The organism is Finegoldia sp. BIOML-A4 (assembly GCF_009679635.1).
Taxonomy (GTDB): Bacteria; Bacillota; Clostridia; order Tissierellales; family Peptoniphilaceae; genus Finegoldia; species Finegoldia magna.
This window is the reverse complement of sequence record NZ_WKZC01000013.1, coordinates 1-25,114: the sequence shown is the minus strand read 5'-3', so window position 1 is coordinate 25,114 and position 25,114 is coordinate 1. Positions and strand designations below refer to the sequence as shown.

Below are 25,114 nucleotides of genomic sequence, written 5' to 3'. Positions count from 1 at the left end.
TTATTTTTCTTTTTATTTTATTTTTAATCATTTACATTCATATTTGAAAGAGCCTTTGCTTGCATTGCTAAACCTACCATTATCATAGCAAAATCTACAACTGGTTCTGTCCACCAAACAGCCCCTGCTCCAAATACTCTTGGTAATATAAGTAAGGCTGGAACAAGTAGTATTAGCTGTCTTAACATTACAATCATTCCAGCTTTTTTTCCATCCCCTATCGCTTGGAAAAAAGTTATTGTCATAATCATAATTCCATAAAGAATAAATACTGAATAGAACATTCTGAAATTATTAACTCCACTTGAAATTATATCCTGACTTACTTTAAATAAACCAAGTAACTGTTTTGAAAATACTTGTGCTGGTAACCAAAAAATTGCTGCAAGTACTGTTCCTCCTATAGAAAATATCTTCACAGTTTCCTTTACTCTATCGTATTGTTTTGCTCCAAAGTTTGTACCAATAATCGGCTGTAATGCCTGACTCATTCCCCAAATTGGTATAAATGAAAATCCATAAAATCTCAAAGTTGCCGACATTAATATTGCATTTGGATCTCCTCCATATCTAAAAGCTTGTCTATAAAGCAATGTTTGTTGAACCATGAAAAATACTTGCATGATCATAGCTGATACTCCTACTCCAAATATTTCCTTTGATATATCTTTTTCTTTTTTTATTTTCTTTATTTTTACATTTTCACTTTTACTCTTAAAATAATAAAGAGTAATAACCGCTTGAATTATTTGTGCTGTTACAGTTGCTATAGCTGCTCCCTCAATGGCATAATCACCCATTAATTTCATTAGTATTGGATCAAGAGCTATATTGATAAAGGCACCAAGTCCCATGATACTCATTGCTCTTTTCATAAGTCCTTCACCACGCATAACCATATTGGCTGACTGGGTAAAGTTTACAAAATTTGAGCCTAGAAATATTATTCTTAAATACCTTATGCCTAATGCCTTTATTTCTCCTGTTGCTCCAATTAAATCTAAAAAATATGGTCCTAGAAGTATTCCTCCTATTGTTATGATCGTTGAAAAAAATATAATCCAATAGATAAGATTTCCCATAAGCTTGTCTATAGTATCTTTATCACTCTTTCCCATGGCTCTTGATAAAATTGATGCCGAACCTATCCCTATAAGCGTTGCAATCCCATTATTAAAAAATGTAAGTGGCATAGCTATTGAGCAAGCCGCCATAGCATTCTCACCAATTATTTGTCCAGCAAATATTCCATCCATAAGTGGATATAGACCTATAACCACCATGCCAATTACTGCTGGTATAGATAATTGAAACATTAAAGACAATGGCTTCTTGGTCAACAACTGTTCTTTCATGTTTTGTTTCATTTTTAGTTCTTTCAATATATAAATTCTTCTGCCATTTTTGTTTTTTCTATTAAATTTTTATAAACTTTTGATTTTTGTAAAAGCTCTTCATGTTTGCCTTCGCTTTCTACTTTTCCGTTTTCAAGAACTACTATCTTGTCTGCATTTTCTATGGATTTCATTCTGTGTGAAATGATGACGACAGTTTTATCTTTAACTAAGTTATTTAATGACTCTTGAATTTTTTTCTCGTTGTCAACATCAAGGCTTGCTGCTATCTCATCTAAAATCAATATCGGTGCATCTTTTAAGAAGGCTCTGGCTATTGATAACCTTTGTCTTTCTCCTCCTGATAGCTCAGCACCGTTCTCACCGATAACTGTATCGAAACCCTTATCCATTTTTTCTATAAAATCTGTGCAATTTGCAAGTTTTGCTGCTCTTTTAACTTCTTCATCACTTGCATCTTGCTTACCGAGTCTAATATTTTCCATAACGCTTTGATTAAATAGAACGACATCTTGGAAAACTATTGATACCTTGTCAAATAGAGATTCTGTTGATATTTCTTTTATATCTTTGCCATCGATTAGGATTTGTCCCTCGTCATAATCATAAAGTCTTGATATAAGTTTCAAGATAGTTGTTTTGCCACAGCCACTTGCTCCTACCAAAGCAGTAACCTCTCCCTGTTTAGCTTTAAAGCTTACACCATTTAAAACTTTTACGTCTTTCTTGTAAGCAAATTCAACATCTTTTAGATCAATATCAAATTTTTGTAGATTATAGTCTTCGCCTTCTTGTAAATTTTGATTTTGAATTTCTTTTAGCCTTTCAATTTTTGGCGATAAATAAAATATCTCCATCATGCCCTCTTTAGATGCATCTAAAGAGTCTTTTAGCTTTATAGCGGCTAGTAAATATCCTACAAGGTAGAGGACACTTATCTCTTTATTAATAATTAGATTTACGCCAAAAAGTATTACGACAGCAAGGGAAATAAAACTAAATATTGAAGATATAGACATAGTTAAAATTGTAGTTATTTCCGCTTTTAAGTGCACTTTTTCACTTTTATCCATTTTCTTATATAGCTTTTCTTTCATTTCCTCTGATAAGCCGTATGCCTTAATCTCCATTTGCATTTCTATATTTTCCTGAAAACTTTCTGAGTTTTTTCTTAGAATATCATAATATCTTTTATGTCCCTTAACCTGATATTTTTTAGATAAAGGTATAAATATAAAGCTTAGAAGTGATGGAATAATTACAGCTAAGCCCATCTTCACATTGCTAACTAGCATCATGATGGATATTAATGGGAAGAATAATACCATACCTCCCACTTTTGGTATTGAATGGCTCATTGCATGTTCTATGCCTTCAATATCAGACATGATTGTTTGCGATAGGTCTGAAATGTCATGTTTAGAAAAGTATGATAGAGGTAGTTTTGATAAATACTCCGCTGTCCTTATTCTTAAATCGGCACTTTCTTGATATGTTGTTCTATACAATTTATCGTATTCGATAGAAAGTAAAATATACATTGCTATCAAAGTCAAAACTGAGAATGCTATATAAAATCCCTTGCTTTTACCCATGTTTTCCAAAACTTCTTGAGCAAAAATCATTAGTAACATGGCAGGAAGCATGTTTGTACAATAAACGAAAAATGAAGCCAGAGTTGCTTTGCTTAAATTTCTTGCTCCCTTATCTGTAAGAGCAAATCTTTTTTTATAAAACTCTTTCATTTGAAACCCTCCATTCATTCGTACTGTTAAACATCTCTTGCAGTCTCTTATACCTTGTATCTTGTGACATTAATTCTTTTTCAGAACCTCTTTCTATAATTTTCCCACTATCCATAACAAGTATTTCATCAAGATCTTTAATTGTAGATAGCCTGTGTGCAATCATAATAACCGTTTTATCCTTCATAAGGTTTTTGAAAGCTTTTTGTAATTCAAACTCGTTATCTGGGTCAATAGATGCTGATGCTTCATCCATAATAATAATTTTGGAATCCTTTAAAATTGCTCTAGCAATTGCAATTCTTTGTTTTTCTCCACCAGATAAATAAACTCCTTTTGAGCCTATGACTGTATTTTCTCTTTCTGGGAATTTGTCTAGTATCAAATCGCATCCCGCTAATTTTAAGGCTCTCATAACGTCATCTTTTGTCGCATCTTTATTAGATAGAGCAACATTGTCATAAATACTCTTCTTGAATAATTTTGAATCTTGAAAAACAAAGGAAATAGCTTTAATTAAGGCTTCGTCAGAATATTTGCTTATTGGAATCCCGCCTATCTTTATGCTTCCTTCGTTAACATTGTAAAAACCCGATATAAGTTTTGCTACAGTCGATTTGCCTGATCCCGATGAACCGACTAGTGCATATGACTTTCCTTCTTCTAATTTAAAAGATAAATTTTCAATAACAGCTTTGTCATTATAAGCAAAACTTACATTTTCAAATTCTATATTATAGTTTTTAAAATTATTAACATTACCATGGTCCAATTTGTCTTTTTGCATATCTTTGTAAAGCGCTTCTAAAGTATCTACTGCATAATTGCCTTGAGAAATGTACATGGAGTACCACATCATTCTCATAAATGAAACAAAAAGAACTCCTGATAAAAATAAAATCATGATAAGCTCAAGTAAAATCAGCTTGGTGCTGCCTAAGCTAGTCATAAAATAAACTATAGGAATAATCAAAATTGCAATCAGTCCAAAAAATAGCCATTGATACAAAACATAAGGTTTTTTACAAGATAATGAATAATCATAAGCATACTTTGAGTAATCTTTTATCGCCTTATAAAAGCTTTTAAAAGACTCGACATTTGCTCTAAATATTTTTACAACTTGCATTCCTCTAACATATTCAACAGTTTCAGCACTTAGTTTAGATAGGGCTTCTTGGTATATCTTCATAAATTTTCCCTCGCCCATCATTGCCCCTAAAATAAAGACTCCAATTATTGTAAGAGCAAGCAAAGTTATTCCAACTCTTATGCTTACTATAAAGCCAAGACCAAGTACAAGTATGGGTGTAATTATTGCTTGCGAGCTATCGGGAATCATGTGCGCTACTACCTGATGAGTTTGTGCGGCATTGTCATCTATGATTTTTCTAATTTGACCAGATGGATTCAAGTCAAAGAACCTAAAACTTGCTTTCTCTAAGCCATCAATCCCCCTTTTCCTTAAATTTGTTTCAAGCCTAAATCCCAAGATGTGTGAAAACATTCCTGAAACACAATAAAATATCGCTCCACTTGTTAGTGTAATAACAGATTTTAATGCTAAGCTATCTGCACCAGATAAATTCGAATTAATGATTAACTTATCCAGAAATTTGTAGATTAAATAATATCCATATACTGTAAGTACAGCAGATATAGCAGAAAAAACAATAGCTAAAAATCCGAGATATTTTTTATCCTGTACATAAGCAAATAGTTTTTTGTAAATCTTCATAATCATCTCTCCTTTCTATGATATCCCTTTTAGATATAAATTTACTTATTTGATAATGCCTATCATTGTATTTTTATTATACATCGGCTATAATTACTAATACAATAGTTTTAAATTAATAAGGCTAATTGGAATATTGTCTAAAAGGGATAGGTGTATTATGACATATTACGATTTTGTAAAAGATTATATGAAAGTAGATGAATGTAAAAATAATAAGAAGTATTCAAGTGCAGGGCACACTTTTTGTTGGAATAAAGAAGACTTAACTTATGCAGAAGGCCTGTATTGGTTTTATGAAGGAGATGGATTTATTATCGATGTCCATGACTTTTATATAAGTGAAGAAGTAGTTCAAAATAATACATATAGCATGGCAGATTATGTTTCAATATACACAAGCTACATAGTCAGCGCAAACGGGGAGAAATTTAGTCCTTATCAAACACTTACTGCAAACTCTTTATGCACTCTTGATTTTGATAATATAAAAGATGATTTCCTATTTTTATTACATGAGAACTGCTATTATCTTGCTGTTTCCATAGGCTTTAAAAAGGAGTTTTTAGAAAAGCATCTAGCAGCTATTAATATAGATACAGAATCTTTTTATTCCACTTTGCTTCAAACAAATCAAATAATACTTACAAAGGCCCTAGAAAAAGTGGCAATGGAAATCTTGAATTGTAAGATGAATGCCCCTGCTGCCGATTTTTTCTTTAAAGCCAAAGCAAATGAATGGGTGAGTATAGTTATTGACACATACTTAAATAGGAAGAAATATAAAATTGAGTCTGATGATAATAAAGCACTTGAAAATGTAGCAAGATTCTTAGATGACCATTTCGCCATGAATGTAAATCAAGAAACTCTTGAAAAAATATCTAAAATGAGTGGAACCAAATTAAAAAATTTTTTCAAAGAAAAATATGGTCAAAGCATTACAGAATACACTCAAAGAAAAAGAATGAATGTAGCTGAAACTCTTCTCTTAAATACCGATCTACCTATAAAAGAAATAGCAGAATCTGTTGGATATTCATCTGCTAGCAAATTTTCTATTTATTACAAAAGATATAAAGGAAAACTTCCAAGTGAAGTTCGTAATTTAGCTTGCAAACATCTCAATTTAAAATGCGATTATTGTGATTAAAATTATTTTTATATTTATATACCTTTATCTTATATGAGTTTATAGATATTTGTATAGGTATATATAAATTTGATAAAAAATCGAGTAGGGCTAAATAAATAGCCCTCTCACACCACCGTACATGCCGCTCGGCATACAATTTACACATGACCTGCTTATATAGTAATCGTATGGATCGAATAATCCTGTTTTGGTTAGTCTTTCCTTTGTAATTGCTCTTACTAAGCAGGTTTTTGTTGCTACAAAATAGTACCTATTTCCACAATAAGATGTTAGTCTTGCTAATTCTTTTCCTAATACTAGTCTCAAAACTACTCTTACGTCCACATAATTTTTTTGAGTCTTTTTGACGTATCCTTCTTCGTCTTTTTCAAAGACAAAATGCTTGTAAAACTGCTTAAAATGCAGGATTTCTATGTTTATATCTTTTGTATCAACGCTACAGCCTAAGCAGTCGATTTCTGCCAATCAAAGCTTCCTATTCAGTCGTTTCTCTTTGGAAATCTATGCATGAGACCTGCCTTACTTTTGAGTGTAGCTTCGCTTCTTGACAAGTATGGCTAGGGCTTCAACGTGCGTTGTCTTTTACTTGGGAACATAATTTTTTATCCTCGTCATTCTTGTGGAGCACAATTTATCAATATCATTGTCTTTGGCATTTTTTCTTTTATCTTTGAAATTATTTGAATCTAGACTATCTTTTACTCCTGTTTTGAAATAGAATGTTAAGTCATATGGATGGACTGTTCCTTCTTTGTCAATTCTGCCTACCACAACTTTTTCAAATATGCTTTCAAATACTGTTCTGTTAAATTCCTCTATAATTTCTCTATTCTCTAAGATCTTTTTAAATTGCTTTAGTCTTTCTTTAATAAAACTTTCATCTTTTATTGTTAGTTCCAGTGTTTTCTTTTCATCAAGTAATTCTTCTTTTTGTTTTGTAAGTTTTTTATACTTTTTAGTATAAACTTCTTCATCTATATTATCTTCTAAATGAAGATCAACTAACTTTCTTTCTTGACTAATGATTCTATTTAATTGGTTTTCTAACTTTTTCAAATCTTTGACTAAAGTATTATCATTTATTTCTTCTTCTTTTATATAGATACTTTTTGTTGTAGGGTCATAATCATAACTAAGGCAACCTTGAAAACCAATAAGCTCCCCCTTTTCCATTTTCATTTTCAATCCTTTTTTACATGGGCTGAGTTATTTTCTACTTCTTGTTGAGCTACTGAACTTAATATTGTTAATAGTAATTCTCCATTCATTGTCAAAGTATCTATATTTTCTTATTCAAAGACTTTAAATATTTCTTTTATATTAATTATTTAATTTCCATGATTCCGCCTTAGCTTTTGCATTGATAAGATCAGAATAAAGTCCATTATTTTTAATCAGTTCTTCGTGATTTCCACGTTCTACTATTTCTCCATCTTTTAAGACTAAAATCTGGTCAGCATTTCTAATTGTCTTTAGTCTGTGGGCAATCATAATTACTGTTTTGTTTTTTGTTAATGATTCTATTGCTTCTTTAAGTTTATCTTCATTTTCTGGATCTATACTTGCTGTGGCTTCATCAAAGATTATGATGTCCGCATCTTTTAGCATGGCTCTTGCTATGGAGATTCTTTGTTTTTCTCCGCCAGATAGACTTGCTCCGCCTTCTCCGATGATAGTGTCATATCCTTCTGGTAAAGCTTCTATAAATTCATGACATCTTGCTTTTTTTGCAGCTTCTACAACTTCTTCATGGCTTGCATTTTGTTTTCCAAATTTTATATTGTTTTCAATTGTATCTTCAAAGAGATAGACGTCTTGAAATACCATGGAAATTGAATTCATAAGGTTTTCTATCTTATAGTCCTTAATATTCTTTCCACCTATTAAAATTTCGCCAGAATTTACATCCCAAAATCTTGCAATAAGATTACAAAATGTTGTCTTACCAGATCCAGATGGACCAACTATGGCAGTCATAGTATTTTCTTTTATCTCTGCTGATACATTTTTTAAAATTGGTCTATCATCATAAGAAAAGCTGATATGTTTAAAGACTATATCATGATTTTTTATAGGCTCTGTAATACTTCCTTCTCTCATATCAGGCATAGAGTCGATAAAACCTACAGAATCTATAGCATTTTCGCAAGCTCTTAGGATTGCCATGTTTGATCCTGCCCCTATTAAGCCTTCAAAGATAATAAAAGATGCCATAATCATAAGAATTGTTTCAGCAAGCGGAAGTTCACCAGATAAATTTAATTTTAATGATACATAGACCATAAATACTGTTGTTATTCCCATTACAATTCTTTGGATAACTGTGTATGGTGCTACAGATATTTCTAAATCTAAAAGTATATTTGATGTATCTTTTATAGACTTCCTCAAAGCTCTGTTATTTTCTCCACCAAGATTATAGGATTTTATAACCTGCATTCCTTGTAAAGTTGCTAATACTTCTTTTGTAAGTCTTGTTTGTGTTTCTGTCATTTTATCTGCATTAGCTGATGATTTTTTCTCCATCATTGATGTAACGATGAAAAATACTACCACACCTGCTACAGCAACCAGTCCTACCTTTACGTTAAAAATTAAAGTTCCAAGGACAAAGACTAAAGTATTTAAAACTCCACCAAGTACAAGAACCAAAAGCATAGGCACCCACATTTCTGCTTGGGAAAGTGAAGATGTAGCAATAGTAGTTAATCTTCCTAGTGAAAAGCTTGAAAAGAAACCCATAGGAACTCTTTTTATTTTTTCTCCTATTTCTATTCTCTTGTGAGCTGCCATAAAATATCCAGCGTGTGTTTGTGCCATTTGTGATGATTTTTGTGTCATTATCTTTCCAACGAGGGATATAACTAATATTCCAAGACAAACAAAGATAGCCTTATAGTCTAAAGTTTTAGAGAAAATATTTACTAGCATATAGTAAATTGCACCAAACTCAAGGGCATTAAATACTGCGTGCAAAAATCCAGCGAGAATAGATTTCTTAATATATACCTGCTCTTCTTTTGAAAAATTCCATATCTTTTTAAACACATTAAACATTTTCATCACCCCTTAAATTTGCAGCATACATTTCCTTATAAAGTTCTGATGATTTTAATAGTTCTTCATGAGTACCATAAGAATTCAATTTACCATCTTTAATAACGAATATCCTATCGGCATCAACAATTGTCTTTAACCTATGAGCGATTATGATTAAAGTTTTACCCTTAACTAGATTTGCCAAGGCGTTTTGTATGAGAGCTTCATTTTCAGGATCTATATAAGAAGTTGCTTCATCTAAAATTACGATTGGTGCATTTTTTAGCATGGCACGAGCAATAGATATTCTTTGTCTTTCTCCTCCAGATAGATGACCTCCACCTTCACCAACTCTTGTATCATAACCATTAGATAGATTCATAATAAAATCATGGCAGGCAGATTTTTTACATACCTCTATGATTTCTTCGTCAGAGGCATTCTTATTTCCAAGCCTAATATTTTCCTTTATAGTCATATCAAAAAGAAAATTATCTTGGGATACGAAAGAAATTAATGAAGACAAGTTTTCGAGAGACACATCTTTTGTTTCTACTCCTCCAATTTTAATAGATCCCTTATCTACATTCCAAAATCCAGCAATGAGTTTTGCTATTGTGGACTTGCCTGAGCCAGAAGGACCAACGAGGGCTGAAACAGAAGATTCTTTTATTTCCATAGAAAGATTATCTATAACCTTATTTTTCCCATCGTAAGAAAAGTCTACGTTTTGAAGTTCTATATTATAGGATTCTATTTTTTCTCCCTTATCAATATTTTCTAACTCTCTTGAATCTAAAATCTTTCCTATTTCAGAAGTTATAGTTGATATTCTTGACATATCATCCATATAGTTCATGATTTTTAAAATACTAGAAACTGTAGCAAAGGATAAGACGATTAAGGTAATTAAATTCCCTAAATCAATACTTCCATTTATATAAAATAAAATCCCAAAGGGTATGATTGTAATAATTCCCATAGGAGAAAGTAATCTACCTATGGCAACCCTATTCATAGATTCACCCATCCAGTTATAATAAAAGCTTGCATTGTCATAAACTGCATCAGAATATTTTTTATAAGATGATTCGCTTTGATTAAAGGTCTTTATTACTTCTATCCCATTTATATACTCAACAATGGAATTATTCATATGTTGACCAATGGCAACTGACTTTCCAAACATTTCCTTATAATGAGCATTCATAACAGACATCATGGTAGCCATTCCTACCACAAATGGAATTAGTGATAGCAAGGTCAATCGCCAATCTAAGGTAAACATGTAAATAAACAATAGAATAGGTCCTACTAAATTTGCAGTAAATTCTGGCACTAAGTGGGCAAGTGAAGTTTCCATAGAATCAACTTGCTCAACTATAATATTTTTTAATTCTCCAGATGTTCTTGAAAGAACATCTCCCAGTGGCATCTTAAAAAGTTTCTTAGAAATATCATTTCTAATTTCTCCTAATGAATTAAAGGTTGCGGTATGGGAAATACTTGTTGATATTCCTGCTGCCACTTCTTTAATAACAAATGTTATTAAAATACTTATGCATAGTAGAGTATATAAGCTCATATCCCTTATGCCATTAATCAAATTCACAATAATTTTCGCCATGTATATATAAGAAAAAAGCCCAGCCACTACTCCAATTATTGCCAATAAGATTGACATAAAATATGAGCCTTTTCTCTTTTTTACATATTGTTTTATTAGATCCATCAAATCCCCTCCTAAATATTAAAATTTTTTCCCATTAATATAGCTAATATTTTTTCTTTATCCTCTTTTGTAGAAAATTCCTCAAAAGAGGATCCGTCTAAATAAAGAATTTTATTGCAGGAATTACACAAAAATTCATAATCATGGGAAATTATAAGTATAATTTTTTCTTTTTCTTGTAATTTCTTCATTCTTTCTGAAATAATTTGCATATTATGTCCATCTAAACCACTTGTTGGCTCATCAAATAAATAAACATCTCTTTCTAAAAGTTCTGCTGAAGCGATAGTTAATCTTTGTTTTTGTCCGCCTGACATGATTTGTGGATGGATGTCTTTTATATTTTCTAAGTTAAAATCAGCTAATATTTTATCTGTATCTGCATCTTTATTATTTAGTTTTAACTCGTCTTCTGCTGAAACTTCAAAAAGATTACTATCAGGATTATTTGACAGGTAGTATATTCTTTTTTGCCTATTTCTTTTGTTTAATTTTTCTCCATTTATAGATATAAAACCACTATCTTTTTTCATAAGTCCACTTAAAATTTTAAACAGAGTAGATTTGCCTATGCCATTATCCCCAATAATTCCATAAATATTTCCACTTTTAAATTCGTAGGTCAAATCTTTTATAAGGACATTCTTATTATAGGAAAAAGAAATTTTTTCTAAGTTCATAGAATTTATCTCTTTTAACTTATTTATTTTAGGAGATATTTTATTTAAAGAAAAGAATCTTAATCCTAACTTATTGAAAAAATCTTCACTTTTTGATAATAGTTCTTCCTCTGTAAAAACATTTCTAATTTCCCCATTTTCAAGATAATAATATTTATCCACTACTCCTCTAAGGTAGTATAGCCTATGCTCTGAAATGATTATTGTCTTTTTATTTTTCTTTAATAAAAGCATAAGTTTTCTTAAAGCTTCTACACTTTTCATATCTAGGTTAGCAGACGGTTCATCAAAAACATAAATAGGTGGATTAAGTGCATTTATTGAAGCAATTGCTATTTTTTGTCTTTCTCCACTTGAAAGATGAAATAAGTTTTTATCTTTTAAATCTTCTCCATTAATAGATTTTAAGGAATTATTGATTATTTCATCTATTTTTTCTCTTTCTATCCCATAATTTTCAAGCCCGAAGGCAATTTCATCTTCTACATTTTCTGCAAAAAATTGACTCTTGGGATTTTGAAAAATAGATCCTACTTTCCTCCCTATTTCATATAATTCTTTTTCCAGGGGATTTATTCCATCTATGGAAATTTCTCCCTTTAATTTCCCTCCATAAAATTTATAAGCAAGACCATTTATAAGTCTTGTAAGGGTAGTTTTGCCACAACCACTCGCCCCTATAAAGGCAACACATTCCCCATCATTAATTTCCAAATTAATATTTTTTAAGATGTTTGCTGAATCTTTACTGTAGGCAAATCTTACATTTTTTAACTTGATCATCTTAATAACTCCTCTCCAGGAAAATCATGCTCATTGTGATAAAGATGGCGATTAAACAAACAATAACATCAAGATTTCTAAATTTTATTTCTCTTCTTGAGCTATGTTTTCCAGATGCAGAAATTCCTCTTACTTCCGATGTGGCGGCAAGTTCTTCAGCTATTTTTGAAGATGAAAACATCATAGGAACAAATAAATATTCCATCGTTAAAAATGGTTTTTTAATAGAAATTAATCCCCTTAATCTCAACGAGTCGATAATTTCTTTAAACTCACTTTTAACTACTGGGAAAAATCTCATCATGAAAATAAGTGGCAAAGCAACATTTCTATGAATTTTCATTTTTTTCATTATTGCCATTATCTCTCCTGGAGGTGTTTTTAAAATTGGTATTACTGATAGAACTATAACTAATGTTCTTATAACCATAAACAGAAACATATCTGGAATCAAAATGCCAAAACCTTCACCATTTGAGACAAATCTCAAAAAACTTAAAACACCAATTGCAATAATTAGTTTTATAGTAGATTTGCTATATCCTTGCAGTGATACATAAATAACTAGAATGGCGGCTAATAAAAAAAATACAGTATCTTTGGACAATACTGAAACCAAAAATACTGTACTTAAAAATACTACTAATTTGGAACGTAAGTCCAAATGCATCATTTTATTATGCCTGTCTTTTTAAAATGCTTTTCTGTCATCTTATTTCCTAAATAGCAACCAATAATTGCCGCCACAATAGTACATGCTAAAGAAATAAGAATCCATTTAGGATTTGTATAATACTGAGTTTGTATTTGAACTTGTTCTGGAGATACGCCGGACTTAATGAAGGCATCTTTAAAAAACCATATTTCGCTCATACCATGAGCCGCTCTAGTTAATGATGTAATTATCCAAGCAATAGTAATTCTTTTTATATTCCTATAGCTATCTGTACCAAGCATAGATAACTCTGCAATTATCCCGCCACCTACAAACCATGGAATCATAAAAGGACCCATAAAGACAGTTGCTAATATAGCTTGTATAATATTATAAATTAGTGCAACTCCTGGTTTGCCTACTTTCATAGCCATATAAACAAAAAATGGTCCTAAAATTAGTGCAGTAAACACACCATTAAAAATCATATTGAAAAATAATGATGCCCCTGTAATCATTGAAAAAGCAATGAATACAACAATCATGATTGCAGAAAAGATTCCTATGGTTGCTAAATCTTTTATAGTTAATTTTTTACTTTCCATAATTCAACCTCCTTAGTTGATAGCTGTTATCATTCTATAATAGACTAAGCTTATTTTCTTGACTATTTAGACTAAATGTGCTGTTTTAGATATTTTTCTATATTCTGAAGGAGTGAGATTAAACTTATTTTTAAAAGTATTTGAAAATTTAGCATGATCTGTGAAACCTACCCTAATAGCAATTTCTGTAATTGAAATTGATGTATTATTTAAAAAATCAGCTGCTACCTCCAATCTTTTACTTGTTATAGCCTCCTTAATTGTTTGCCCAAAAACACTCTTATAGCAAGATTTCATTGTGGTAGTATTTATCTTAAAAATTTCTGATAGTTTATCATAAGTTATATTTTTTTCGTAATTATTCTTTATAAATTCATCTATTTTCTTTACAATATCAACATTTGTCTTAATAAAATATTTCCTATCGCTTATCTTGTTACTGGTATCAAGGCTTGAAATATATAGGAAAAGTTCTTGAAATTTTACCCTTAGATATTCAATTAGAATTTCATCTGGAACTTTATAAACTTCATAAAAAATATGTTCAATATGCCGAGTAGCTCTTTGTACAAAAATTTTGTCCTTATTGCATAATTTTCTTAAAACAACTTCAAATTTAATCCCTAACATTTCCTCTAAAAAATATATTTCGCTATCAAATTCTTTTGGATTAATATAAAAAGTCACACCATGATAATGAGATATAGGAAAAAAAGATTCTTCAGAACTATTGCTACTTGCATTGATTGCAAAATCTCCCGATTCCATATAAGTAATAGTTCCATCGCTTAACACGCATTCAAATCTTCCTTCTCTACAATGATTAATCTCATAGCTTTGATTTAAATTTTTTGATAATTTTTTCTTTATGACAGAAGTGTGTATATCATTATAAAAAACTGTTACCCCTTTGAAAATTTCGTACTTGGAAACTATATATTTCCCATTTTCCAAATTATGAAATTCGCAAATTCTCCCTTTAGAATTTTCTTTTATTTTTTCTAAATTTCTTCCATAAAGATGGCACATTAACTCCTTACCCATAAAAAATCTCCTAATTAATGAGCTTTTCTCTCAAATAATCTTCCAACATCTTTTTGATTGTTTTTTTATTTTCAATAAAAATTTCTTTTTGATTTAAACTTTCATATCCTAAAATCAAAGTATTTACAAAGGTAACTAAAAACTCATCTTCAAAAATAGATGAGAGTTTATCGTCTGGAGGAAATGCAGACAACAAAATTTCTGTGTTTGTTTCTTTTAAATTTTCAAACATTTCACACAATCTTTTATCTTCATTTTGTAGTTTCAAAAAAATTGCATAGATGCTTTTAAATTCATTTTCATCATAAATTCTTTCCATCATTATCTCAGTAATTGCGTCTAAACTCGTTAATTTAGATGTGTCGATAGTTTTGTTTTTTTCTCCTCTATATTTGATACCTAATTTCATAAAATCATAAATCATTTCATAGGTTGATCCATAATAATAGTAAACACCACCTTTACTTAAACTTACTTTTTCTATAACATCTTCCATAGTTGTATTTTGGAAACCCTTTTCTAAGAAACATTTTTTTGCAGCTTCCAGAATTTCTAACTTCCTTTTTTCTCCAACTTTCAATTTTTTATCATTCAAAACTTTATCTCCTGTCAATAAATAATTCCGACGCTATCGTCAGTTTTATTGTAGCTCATTTGATAATTAATTTCAATACATGGATTATTTTAAATTTAAGTAATCTTATTTAAGATATTTGCTTGAACGCCCTTTATACTGCTTTATTAATTTCTTTAAATGCGGTATAATTAACAGAAATTAATAAACGCTTAACGCTTATAACTTTAATAGCAAGCACAGTAAGTGTACGGACACTTACGAAAAAAATTAATGGAGCAGTTCTTTAAGGAATGCTCCATTTTTTTACGCACCTAACCACACGAAAGTTTACTTGAGTGTTTGGTAGGTGCTATGCAAGGACTTTCCAAGAGCTAATATAGTTAGCGATTGGTTGAAGTCTATTGCTAATTTTTACCTTGTTATGGAAGCCCTAAGACCCCGAAATATTTTATAAAGGAGAGTAAAATGGCAAATAGATTTAGAAATGAAAGAATAGAAATAAAACTTACTAAAGAAGAAAAAGAAGTTTTTGAAAAGAAAATGAAACTTGCTAATTGCAAAACTATGTCCCACTTTCTTAGGAAATGTGTATTAGAAAAAGAGATATATGTTGTAGACTTAGAACCATTTAGAAACCTGCAATGGCTACTTTCAAATGCAACAAATAATATAAACCAGATTGCAAAAGCTACTAATACAACTGGTGTTATTTACAAAAATGAAATTGAATCAATGAATAAACAGATAGAAAAATTATCAAAAGAAATATGGCAGATCCATTCCCTACTTCTTAATAAATCAAACGAAAGTTCTGGTGATTAGTATGGCAATTACAAAAATACATCCTATAAAAACAACCCTAAATTTGGCAATAGATTACATTACTAAGAGTGAAAAAACTGATGAAAAAATCTTGGTATCATCATTCAAATGTCATCCATCTACTGCACACATTCAATTTATGAAAACACGAGAAGACAATGATACTAAAGGAACAGTTTTGGCTAGGCATTTAATCCAATCTTTTCTACCAGGAGAGGTTGATCCTATAAAATCTCAAGAAATTGGAATGGAATTATGTAAGGGTACTTTTTACAAGATCAACTACGTATGAACATTATCAAATACGAAATAACTATGGAATTTACATAAGTAAGGAGATGAAAAAATAACTTCCATCTCCTTGAAATCTTATTTTAGTTTTTGCAGTCTATCCAAGAAATATGATGGATAGTTTGCCAATAATTCTTGCAGTTTCTCTCTATTGCTTTTTATTGTAGATTTTGTTTTCTTTTTTGTGCTACAGTCAAAATCACTTATTTCATCAGCAATTTTTTGCGAAATAATTCTATCTGCAAATCCAAGTTCATATATAAATACAGACTCTTTGTTCGGTAATCCATATCTTATTCTATATATTATATCACTTAAATTTTCTTGTATATTTTCACTACAATCCTTAGTATTTAAAACTTCTATAATAGCCTGTATTATAGTTAATGAAGCATATCCAAAGTCCGAATCACATAAAGTTATTATGTTTTCCAATGATATATCTCTACTTTTTTTACCCCGCTTAACTAACAAATTTACTGATTTTGCATAGCTCCAAATTTCAATATAACTTTTACCATTAATCCACATTTTTAATAAATCATACACATAGCTATCATCAACAAATTTAGGAATAACCTTGCAAACCTCTGATTCTTTAAGTCTATTAGCAATAATTCTAATTAATTCATCAAAATTCGCATTTACTAGTTCATACAAATTATCATCTATAAATATAGATATTTCTTTCATCTTCAATATGCCTAACATACTTTTTCTGTAAATCAGCTTATTAGTAACTTCAAGACTATCAATACTACTTTTAATAAGGTTATATATATTCTTCAATTCTTCTTTCTCTTCTTCATTTGCCAAGTAGTAACCATATGTAGATTTAATAATTTCAAAACTTGCATCTTCAACATCTACAAAGCCAAGTATAAAATTTTCCAATGATACTAGAATATGATCTATTTCATTCATTTTATAAAAAATTTCTTCACCACATTCCTTTCCTTGCTCTCTATATTCAATAATACCTTTTTTCAATTCAGTATATTCAGCCTTATTAGAATATCTGGAATTAATGTATTTTTTCAAAAAGTCAAAACTAATTGTTCTATTATTTCCTAAATCAACTTCTCTGACTAATTTTAAAAGATTGCTAGAGCACTCCTCAGAATTGTCAGCATTAAGCAAACGTCTATACTTATTTAATTTATAGTCTTCTTTACTATTTTTATAGATATTTTCTGTTAAAATGATAGTTCCTTCTGTCTCTTTTCCTGCTCTTGCTGTTCTTCCTATCAAATTATGGAAATCTCTAACTTTAATTACCTGTTTTGATTGATAAACACTTGATACGATTAAATATTTAATTGGCAAATTTACTCCTTGTGCCAATGTAGAAGTACATACTACACAACGAACTAATGATTTTTTCAAAGCATATTCTTCAGCAATTCTTACCCCGTTAGGCACACCCGAATGATGCCCTACAATACCCCTTAATGCTGCTATATATAAATTGTTTTCACCAAGGTGTTCTTTTATTAAATATGCAATTTTTAAACACTCAACATAATCTGATAAACGACTAAAATCTTCAAGAGAAACTCCTCTCTCTTTTAATTCAATAAATCTTCGTAATATCTTATTTACACTATCTTTTTTTGAACAAAAAATTGCAATACTTCCATTTCTTATTAATTTAATTGCATAATAAATGCCTACATCTTGCTTATTATTTGTAAAATCAGGAAAATATCTTGATCTTCTTTCATTACCTTTTTTATTTAATTCTCTTGTTTGGACAACTCTTGGCACATAAAATTCTTCTTCTAAGTATTTATTTGGATCCACAAAATAAAGATTACTATAAGCATTATTAACATTAGTCGATGTAAATGTATTAAAGGCTACCGTTTTCTCTGATGTTTTAATTGTATTATTTTTTATAACAATACCATCATGGTTAATCCACGCATTTAATTGCTCAGCATTAGAAATTACTGCTGAAACTAATATCTTCTGTGCATCTGGTCTAAGATAGCTATTTATTGTTGTCAGTAAAAGTTCGTAATCTGTTCCCCTTGATTCATCATCAAACAAATGAGCCTCATCAAAAACAATCATGTTAATACTTTCAATTATTTCCGTATCATGTTTTAAAATATATTCCAACTTTTCTGGAGTCATAACAAATATTTTTTTACCAATATACTCAGATTTAACTAACTCTATTTCGCTAGGTTCAGGAATATCAGAAAACTCAGTTACAGATATATTTTCATCAAACGCAAAAAACTTTTCCATATCAAGCATTATTTCCTTACATAAAGCTCTAAATGGAGCTACTACAACTACAATTGAAGTTCTATGTGATAGAAAAGCAGCTTGTACAGCAAGTGCTACAGATGTTGTTTTACCAGAGCTTGTTGGCATTTGAATAACACCTGATTTTCCTTCGAAAATTCCTTCTTTACCTAGTAAAATCTGGGATGACCACATTTCTTTCATCAGCGCATTGTTCTTAAATGTTGAAATCCAATCGTTCTTGTCAATACCAGAATATAGTGGCATTAGATTAATACACGAATTATAAATTTTCTTTTTCAATATTGCTAAAATAATATCTGTAAATAATATTTCTCTATCGTTACCAAGTTTATAAACATAACTTCTAAAATCATCGAAATTCGAGTTGTTAGGATTTTTGCAATCAAAAAACATATTATAGTAATCAACTAATTGCACAATATAGTTTCTGTATTTTCCATCTATCTTACCGACGTCAAATTTATGATTATTATCTAACATCCACATTATTACATTTTCTAATCCAGAAGCAGAAAACTCAAAATCACTTAAATCTGGCATAATACTCATCATTACTTTTGAACTACCATTCATATTACAGAAGTAATAAGTAACCGCTCCCATCAATATATAATATGGATTCAAGTCAATACTCATTTCAGACTGAAAATAAGCATCAAAAAACCTTGATACAAAATACAATTCTTCTTCCTTTTCCTTCGAAAGAATTATAGGAGCTTTTTTCATTTTCCATATTTCATTAGAAATGTCACCAACAACCCCAATGCTAAGCAATATAAGGTCATTTGCTTGTTCTTCAACTTCTATATGAAGATTTTCTGGTACGCCATACTCATACATTTTTGCTTTTGCTCGAACTTTTTTCAAATAGTATTTTGAAGCACTTTCTATCAACATAAGCAAGCCCTCCTATATAAATCTCTTAAGAAGATCAGCAATTCTTTGGAAAGAATTATCAATATACTCGTGGATTTTACATTTTCATTCTGACTATTAACCACATCTAAAACTACCTGGTCTGAATACAAATCAATATCCAATACAGCAACTGCAAAAAAGTCAATTATAAACGGATTATCTGTTTTATTTTGAAACCTTTCTACTATTTTTGCCTCGTCATTTCTTGAACGATTAAGTAATCTCCTTTTTTCAGCATTTAGAGACTCACCGATTCGAACCCTATCTTTAATAGAGTGTTCTATGGCATCTTTAACTGTTTTTTCACACGACCTGTTTTTATTTCCAACTTTGCTAGAACGAGTTTTTACTTCAGCAACTATTAAGTGATCAGACTTACTTGGTTTATTAATATTTTTAACTTTATACCCTATCACATCACTTCCAGATACTGGCATATCAGGATTGACTTTTTCCAAATACCTAGTTCTAGTAATATAGTGCTTTAGAACAAAATTTATATAGTCATATACCAATATCTCTCCGAATTCCCCAGACATAGTTATAGCACCTAGTTTATTTTGATGATTGGGAAATATATTCTTCTCCAAAAATTCTTGTTTTGTTAATCCTGTTCCTTTAATTAGTGGCTCTAACAAACTCTCTTCAACATAATTATTTCTTAATCCAGATGCCCAACTATTCAAAATACTATCAGCTAATAATTCATTATTAAGTTTATATACCTGTATTTCTTTTCCACTTGAATAAGGAATAGATTTATCAAACACAAAATATTTACTATTGTCAAAAAACAAATTGTCCCCCTTACTGTAAATTTTCTACTATTACAGAAATTAATGCCAAACATCTCTTATAGAAATACTTATAATGCAATTCCTTGCTGATATCTATTTTATTAATTTCATGATGCCTTATTCGATATGAGTTCCCTGTATTCGTCAATATTTTAAATTCATTATCAAACATTTTTTTGATATGTTCATTCCCGTAACTTATATCATTAATGATTTTTTCTGCTGATTTTTTCTTATCCAAAGTAGGATAATAAGTCTTAATTCTTTCAAACGCATCCCAGATTTTTTCAACAGCATAGGAATATTCACCTTTATTGTATAAATCTTCAGATGTCCTTATTAACTCTTCAAGACCAGCTTCATTAATATTTGTTGAATCATCGAGTCCGATTACTTTATTGCTTGTAGAATGTACTTCTCCATTTCTGAGCTCTACATTGATTTTATTTAATTTAAAAATGGCATTTATCTCATTTCTAAATTGTGAAGATTTTGTAGTGTGCCTATTAAAACTTTCAATAACATCAAACACAGTGAATGGTCGAGTACCTTCTTTAAAATCACTAAATTCATTTATTTCTACAAGTTCGCTTCCCACATAATGTTTTGGAATATAAAACTTAGTAATATCCTCTAAAACTAAGTCATTTATTGATTTGTAATAATTAAAATTGGTTTCAGATGTAAACATAAATGTTTCGTTATATTCATTCATTACCTTAAAAAGTTGATGTCTCGCTGCATTAGTAAGCTTAATACTGGTTTTTTTTTCAGTTATTAATGACTTGTTTCTTTCTGAAAAAGGAATATACATACTTGGTTTCTTAATATATGTTCTCCAGCTAAACACATCTCTTCCTGATAATTTGCTTGTAGCGACTATTGCATACCCATCTTCATTTAGCAAAGTATTTATTTTTTCTAAATATCTTTCCCAAACTCCATTTTCATCCCTCACTTCTGGATGAAATACTTCGCAAATAAAATTAAGTAAAATATTATCTTCGCCATCAAACAGTTGAAATCTTTCGTCTTCGAATATCCAATCGTCGGGATAATCACCATTATGGGTATGCATTGCAATTTCTTCTTCTGCATTATCAACTCTAGAATCTTGGCTTTCCCAATCTGCTAAGTTATACAGTCTTTTTAAAAAATCTACAATTTCAAAACGACCATAATAAGGATAATATATAGTCTCTGTTGTTAACCAATTATCTTCTGTTATTCCTTTTTTGAATAAATCAAAAATATCTCGTCTTGTAACATCTGTAATTTTATTCAAAACATAATCTCCTCATATTAAATTTTCATACATTCCACTATTTCCTCAATATCACAATCCAAATCATTGCAAATTCTAAGCAAAACATCTGTGGTTATGTTTAGCCATTCTTAATTTTATAAAGTTAAATTTTCCAAATTTTGCTATTTTCATCAATTTCTTTTTGTCGTATCCAAATCTATTAGTTTTTTGAGTGAGTTTCATAAATAAAAGTTCTCAATATAACCTACATTGAAAACTCATATTTATTATATTATACCATTAAATACCGTTTAATATAAAAACGTTCTCCTTGCAATAGCATTTAAGTTTAAAAAAAGAAGTAGATTAATTCCACTTCTCTTTTACTTAATTTCTCTTATCTACAATATGCCGGACACTGTCTGTTAAATTACATCTCATTAATTCTATTTGATAAAGTTGTCACTACATCAACAACTTTATCAAAGGCCAAATCTGCAATGTACTTATTTTCTTTGAGATATACTTCCCACAAGGATCTTAGGTATTAATCTTATTTTATGTCCTCGATTATTTCCTCAGAGTCTTTCATTATCTCCTAACTTCCTCTTTTTTCGGAAGTTCTTTCTATTGCTTCTCTTAAAATTTCATAGTTTATCTCATCTTTCTTTAGTTTGTAGAGGGTGTATAGGTCATAAAAGTCTCTCATTCGTGTTGTTGTTATATTTCTTCTGATTATGGTTTCGTCTTTTTCAGATAAAATTGTTTCTAATAGGTATACCATTATTTTTATATTTTCTTTGCTAAAGATACAGGGATAGGTATATTCTATTTCCCTTGGTGTTATTGCATCTCCTGTTGTTAGGTCAAGTTTCATAGGACTTTTATTTATTCCTATTTTTACTAATAGCAATCAAAAAAGCACCTACCATTTGATAGATGCCGTTAAACAAATTTAAATTACTCTTTTACTATAGGAACCCATAATTCCATTTGATAATCTTCTGAATTAGGGTCTCCATCTCCATATACTTCAAAATCGGGACTTTCATCATGTCTATATCCTTCTTTAGGGAAGAAATATGAAATAATATACTTCCATCCTTCGTGAATGCACTTTGGTATAGGACCTTCTAAACTTACAATAGCATACTCTTTTTCAGGAATGCTGAGTATGTCTAACCCTAACTCCTCAGCTTTTACTTCATCCGTTAAATCAAAACCAGCTAAGTATATAAATGAATCTTCTTCATCCATTATATAATCATATCCTACGCCAAAGATTTGACCATTACCAAACTCCTCAAATTTTTCTCTTGGTACTTTTTCAACCAGTCTATCCCAAACTTTTGGGAAATTTGAACTTTTAGTTACATCTGATTTAATACCAGCTACTTTAAACGCTTTCTTTTTCTCAATCTTAATATCCATTTGATTTCCTCCTTGAACTGAAATTGAAAAGTAGATTCTTGGGAAATATTGATACTTTTCTCCTTTTTTTACTTGACCTGGAGTTAGCTTATGAAAACTTTTAAAAGCTAAAGCAAAAGAATCCTGAGAATTATAACCATATTTTATTGCGATGTCTATAATTCTTTTATCTGAATTTTTTAAATCAATTGCAGCATTTGTCATCTTTCTTAACCTTATATATTCAGATAATGAATATCCTGATATGATTGAAAATATTCTTGAAAACATTGGAAATGAATATTCTGTTATCCGCGTTATTTCTTTTTCATCAAGTTCATCAGTTAAGTTATCTTCAATATAGTCTATTGCTAAGTTAAAAGATTTCATTATATCCATATTTCTACCACCTTTCATTTAAATTGTACAAGGATTTATTAAATTATACACGATAATGCTAATACAAATATTATAGCATCACATGTTTATACTATTTTTCTTCTCTGCCAGACTTCTTATATTGCTCTTTATGCTCTCGATATTAATCACAATAATACATCCACGGATTTTCTAATTTCATCTTCTATTTTAAATAGTCTGCTGTATTTTATGAGTCGTCCTAGATTTTGCTTTTTAGGATGTAACGAATCCTTACTCCCTTCAATGAAAAAAGAGCAGCCTTTTAAGCTACTCTTGTAGAAAGTACAAAATGAGTTAATTATATTTTTTGTGTTTCCTCATACCAGTTACAAAACTACTCTTACGTCCATATAGTTTTTTTGAGTCTTTTTTACATATCCTTCTTTATCTTTTTCAAATACAAAATGCTTATAAAACTGCTTAAAATGCAGGATTTCTAAATTTACATCTTTTATATTAACGCTACAGCTTCAGCAGTCGATTTCTGCCAATCAAAGCTTCCTATTCGGTCGCTTCTCTTGGGAAATCTTTGCATGGGACCTGCCTCTACTTTTCAGTGTAGCTTCGCTTCTTGACAAGTAGGGTTAGGGCTTCAACATGAAACGAGTGAACACTAAGTATGTCAAGTAGCTACGTTCGTATGTAGGAACATATCCATGAACTTTTTAACGATAGCTTAAGGTTATCGTTAAAAGGTATTACCTCGACAAACTGGAATTTCTTATGTTCTTTTCCTATATTATGCTTTACGATATTCTCCATTTACCATCTGGGAATTGAGTTAATGATCCTATTTCTTCTGAAATGAGATTTCCCGCCTTGTCTTTAACACGTATTTTTTCATAGTAAGTGCAGTCTTTTGTTATCTCATCATTTTCAATACCTTCCTCAATCCAGACACTTATGTAAATTTTTTCATCATCTATACAAAGAACACTTTCATTTACCTCTAATTTTATTTCAAAAGATTCGGGATAATAGCATACAAAGCTTTCATCCTGACTCGTAATATGCACACCTTCTCCGATTAATCTAATGTTGTAAAGATTAACTTCATCAATAGATAAATCTGTTATCTTTTCTAGTTCTAAACTTGATGATACTCGATATAGATTAACCTTATTATCATCATAGTCTACTTGTAAAAAATAAATCATACCATCACTAAATAATGGCATTTGATAAATAACATTTTTCTTTTTCTTAAATGGGATATAAACTTTGCTTTCTTGCAAATCATATAAATAAAGTACTGAACCTTGATAACCTCCATGTTCTTGCCAATCTTTTAATTCCCAGCTATCTGTAAAATCACTTAACCCGTAAGCATAGCGTTCTGTTCCATTTAATAAATCTGGGGTTATTCCATTTATAATAGGTAGTCGAATAATATCCATATTTGTCTCCTTGCGTTTTTATAGTTTATTTTTTTCAATATAAATTCAAATTTATATCATCCTTCTATACTTCTTGATGCTACGACATTTTCACAAAATTTCTAACTATATATTAATATTTAGTACATCAATTTGATATATTTAAACCATTTTATCAACAAATCATGCTGCGGTAATATTTTGTTTAGTAGAAAAATATGTAAAAATACTACTATTCTTTTGTTTGTATTGTTGTCGCTTATTTTTCTTTAGTATATGAGTTTATACTCAATACATTTAATCTCTTATAATCTCATTATAATTTATCTTATATTTCTTTTAAAAATTTTAATGCCAAATACAATTTTCCAAGATCATGGTTGGCATTATGGAGTCCTTCGACCTCATAACAGCTCTCATCTAATATATCTCCTGCTTCAAGAAA

At 29.9% G+C, this 25,114-nt stretch carries 20 protein-coding genes and 3 pseudogenes; 3 read left to right on the top strand and 20 right to left on the bottom strand.

Going from position 1 to position 25,114, the window contains the following annotated elements; genetic code table 11:
- Positions 1-23: 23 nt before the first annotated feature.
- From GKG01_RS08410 to GKG01_RS08400, 3 genes are read right to left on the bottom strand one after another with little or no spacing between them, the layout of a single operon-like run.
- Positions 24-1,367 carry an MATE family efflux transporter gene (locus GKG01_RS08410; RefSeq protein ID WP_154272125.1) on the bottom strand — a complete coding sequence of 448 codons (1,344 nt, stop codon included), beginning with the start codon at positions 1,365-1,367 and terminating at the stop codon, positions 24-26.
- Between the two features lie 11 nt (positions 1,368-1,378).
- Positions 1,379-3,100 (bottom strand): ABC transporter ATP-binding protein, encoded by a 1,722-nt coding sequence (locus GKG01_RS08405; protein ID WP_154272124.1) that lies wholly within the window; start codon positions 3,098-3,100, stop codon positions 1,379-1,381.
- A complete protein-coding gene (locus GKG01_RS08400; RefSeq protein WP_154272123.1) occupies positions 3,084-4,838 on the bottom strand; it encodes an ABC transporter ATP-binding protein in 1,755 nt (584 codons plus the stop codon). The genes GKG01_RS08405 and GKG01_RS08400 overlap by 17 nt, the downstream gene beginning before the upstream one ends.
- A 160-nt stretch (positions 4,839-4,998) precedes the next feature.
- Here GKG01_RS08400 and GKG01_RS08395 point away from each other — a divergent pair, with 160 nt between their 5' ends.
- A complete protein-coding gene (locus GKG01_RS08395; protein WP_154272122.1) occupies positions 4,999-5,991 on the top strand; it encodes an AraC family transcriptional regulator in 993 nt (330 codons plus the stop codon).
- A 90-nt stretch (positions 5,992-6,081) separates the two neighbouring features.
- On the opposite strand, the gene GKG01_RS09080 is transcribed toward GKG01_RS08395, so the two are convergent.
- The 9 genes from GKG01_RS09080 to GKG01_RS08345 all read right to left on the bottom strand — a co-directional run bounded on the left by GKG01_RS09080 (position 6,082) and on the right by GKG01_RS08345 (position 15,127).
- Positions 6,082-6,459: a hypothetical protein gene (locus GKG01_RS09080; RefSeq protein ID WP_154272121.1), complete on the bottom strand. Its 378-nt coding sequence runs from the start codon at positions 6,457-6,459 to the stop codon at positions 6,082-6,084.
- A gap of 117 nt (positions 6,460-6,576) precedes the next feature.
- On the bottom strand, positions 6,577-7,173 hold the full coding sequence (locus tag GKG01_RS08385; protein ID WP_241684762.1) for a hypothetical protein: 597 nt from the start codon (positions 7,171-7,173) through the stop codon (positions 6,577-6,579).
- A gap of 141 nt (positions 7,174-7,314) precedes the next feature.
- On the bottom strand, positions 7,315-9,051 hold the full coding sequence (locus GKG01_RS08375) for an ABC transporter ATP-binding protein (RefSeq protein WP_154272120.1): 1,737 nt from the start codon (positions 9,049-9,051) through the stop codon (positions 7,315-7,317).
- Positions 9,044-10,765: an ABC transporter ATP-binding protein gene (locus GKG01_RS08370; RefSeq protein WP_154272119.1), complete on the bottom strand. Its 1,722-nt coding sequence runs from the start codon at positions 10,763-10,765 to the stop codon at positions 9,044-9,046. Before GKG01_RS08370 ends, GKG01_RS08375 begins: the two co-directional genes overlap by 8 nt.
- Positions 10,766-10,776: 11 nt before the next feature.
- On the bottom strand, positions 10,777-12,228 hold the full coding sequence (locus GKG01_RS08365; protein WP_154272118.1) for an ABC transporter ATP-binding protein: 1,452 nt from the start codon (positions 12,226-12,228) through the stop codon (positions 10,777-10,779).
- Position 12,229: 1 nt separating this feature from the next.
- Positions 12,230-12,901, bottom strand: coding sequence for an energy-coupling factor transporter transmembrane component T (locus GKG01_RS08360; protein WP_154272117.1), 672 nt, complete (start codon positions 12,899-12,901; stop codon positions 12,230-12,232).
- Positions 12,898-13,488 (bottom strand): MptD family putative ECF transporter S component, encoded by a 591-nt coding sequence (locus GKG01_RS08355; RefSeq protein ID WP_154272116.1) that lies wholly within the window; start codon positions 13,486-13,488, stop codon positions 12,898-12,900. The genes GKG01_RS08360 and GKG01_RS08355 overlap by 4 nt, the downstream gene beginning before the upstream one ends.
- 66 nt (positions 13,489-13,554) lie before the next feature.
- A complete protein-coding gene (locus GKG01_RS08350) occupies positions 13,555-14,532 on the bottom strand; it encodes an AraC family transcriptional regulator (protein WP_154272115.1) in 978 nt (325 codons plus the stop codon).
- A gap of 10 nt (positions 14,533-14,542) precedes the next feature.
- Positions 14,543-15,127 (bottom strand): TetR/AcrR family transcriptional regulator, encoded by a 585-nt coding sequence (locus GKG01_RS08345; RefSeq protein WP_154272114.1) that lies wholly within the window; start codon positions 15,125-15,127, stop codon positions 14,543-14,545.
- 447 nt (positions 15,128-15,574) lie between these two features.
- Between GKG01_RS08345 and mobC the strand changes: the two genes are divergently transcribed.
- Together mobC and GKG01_RS08335 are read left to right on the top strand one after the other, a co-directional pair.
- On the top strand, positions 15,575-15,931 hold the full coding sequence (gene mobC, locus GKG01_RS08340; protein ID WP_154272113.1) for a plasmid mobilization relaxosome protein MobC: 357 nt from the start codon (positions 15,575-15,577) through the stop codon (positions 15,929-15,931).
- A 1-nt stretch (position 15,932) separates the two neighbouring features.
- The gene (locus GKG01_RS08335) at positions 15,933-16,223 is read left to right on the top strand and encodes a relaxase/mobilization nuclease domain-containing protein (protein WP_206670694.1); all 291 of its coding nucleotides are present in this window, start codon (positions 15,933-15,935) and stop codon (positions 16,221-16,223) included.
- Positions 16,224-16,300: 77 nt separating this feature from the next.
- Here the strand turns inward: GKG01_RS08335 and GKG01_RS08330 are convergent, their stop codons facing one another.
- The 8 genes and pseudogenes from GKG01_RS08330 to GKG01_RS08295 form a co-directional block, all read right to left on the bottom strand.
- Complete coding sequence (locus GKG01_RS08330; RefSeq protein WP_154272112.1) at positions 16,301-19,399, bottom strand: DEAD/DEAH box helicase; 3,099 nt, start codon at positions 19,397-19,399, stop codon at positions 16,301-16,303.
- Positions 19,393-20,217, bottom strand: coding sequence for a Hachiman antiphage defense system protein HamA (locus tag GKG01_RS08325; protein ID WP_154272111.1), 825 nt, complete (start codon positions 20,215-20,217; stop codon positions 19,393-19,395). The genes GKG01_RS08330 and GKG01_RS08325 overlap by 7 nt, the downstream gene beginning before the upstream one ends.
- 10 nt (positions 20,218-20,227) lie before the next feature.
- Positions 20,228-21,502 (bottom strand): hypothetical protein, encoded by a 1,275-nt coding sequence (locus tag GKG01_RS08320; protein ID WP_172975121.1) that lies wholly within the window; start codon positions 21,500-21,502, stop codon positions 20,228-20,230.
- Positions 21,503-21,519: 17 nt separating this feature from the next.
- A pseudogene (locus tag GKG01_RS09225) lies at positions 21,520-21,684 on the bottom strand (helix-turn-helix domain-containing protein).
- A gap of 209 nt (positions 21,685-21,893) precedes the next feature.
- Positions 21,894-22,349, bottom strand: a pseudogene (locus GKG01_RS08310) (nucleotidyl transferase AbiEii/AbiGii toxin family protein); the annotation flags it as partial.
- Between the two features lie 74 nt (positions 22,350-22,423).
- Complete coding sequence (locus GKG01_RS08305; RefSeq protein ID WP_154272110.1) at positions 22,424-23,272, bottom strand: AraC family transcriptional regulator; 849 nt, start codon at positions 23,270-23,272, stop codon at positions 22,424-22,426.
- 146 nt (positions 23,273-23,418) lie between these two features.
- Positions 23,419-23,502: pseudogene (locus GKG01_RS08300) on the bottom strand (transcriptional regulator); the annotation flags it as partial.
- A 537-nt stretch (positions 23,503-24,039) separates the two neighbouring features.
- Positions 24,040-24,690 carry a hypothetical protein gene (locus GKG01_RS08295; protein WP_154272109.1) on the bottom strand — a complete coding sequence of 217 codons (651 nt, stop codon included), beginning with the start codon at positions 24,688-24,690 and terminating at the stop codon, positions 24,040-24,042.
- Between the last annotated feature and the right edge of the window lie 424 nt (positions 24,691-25,114).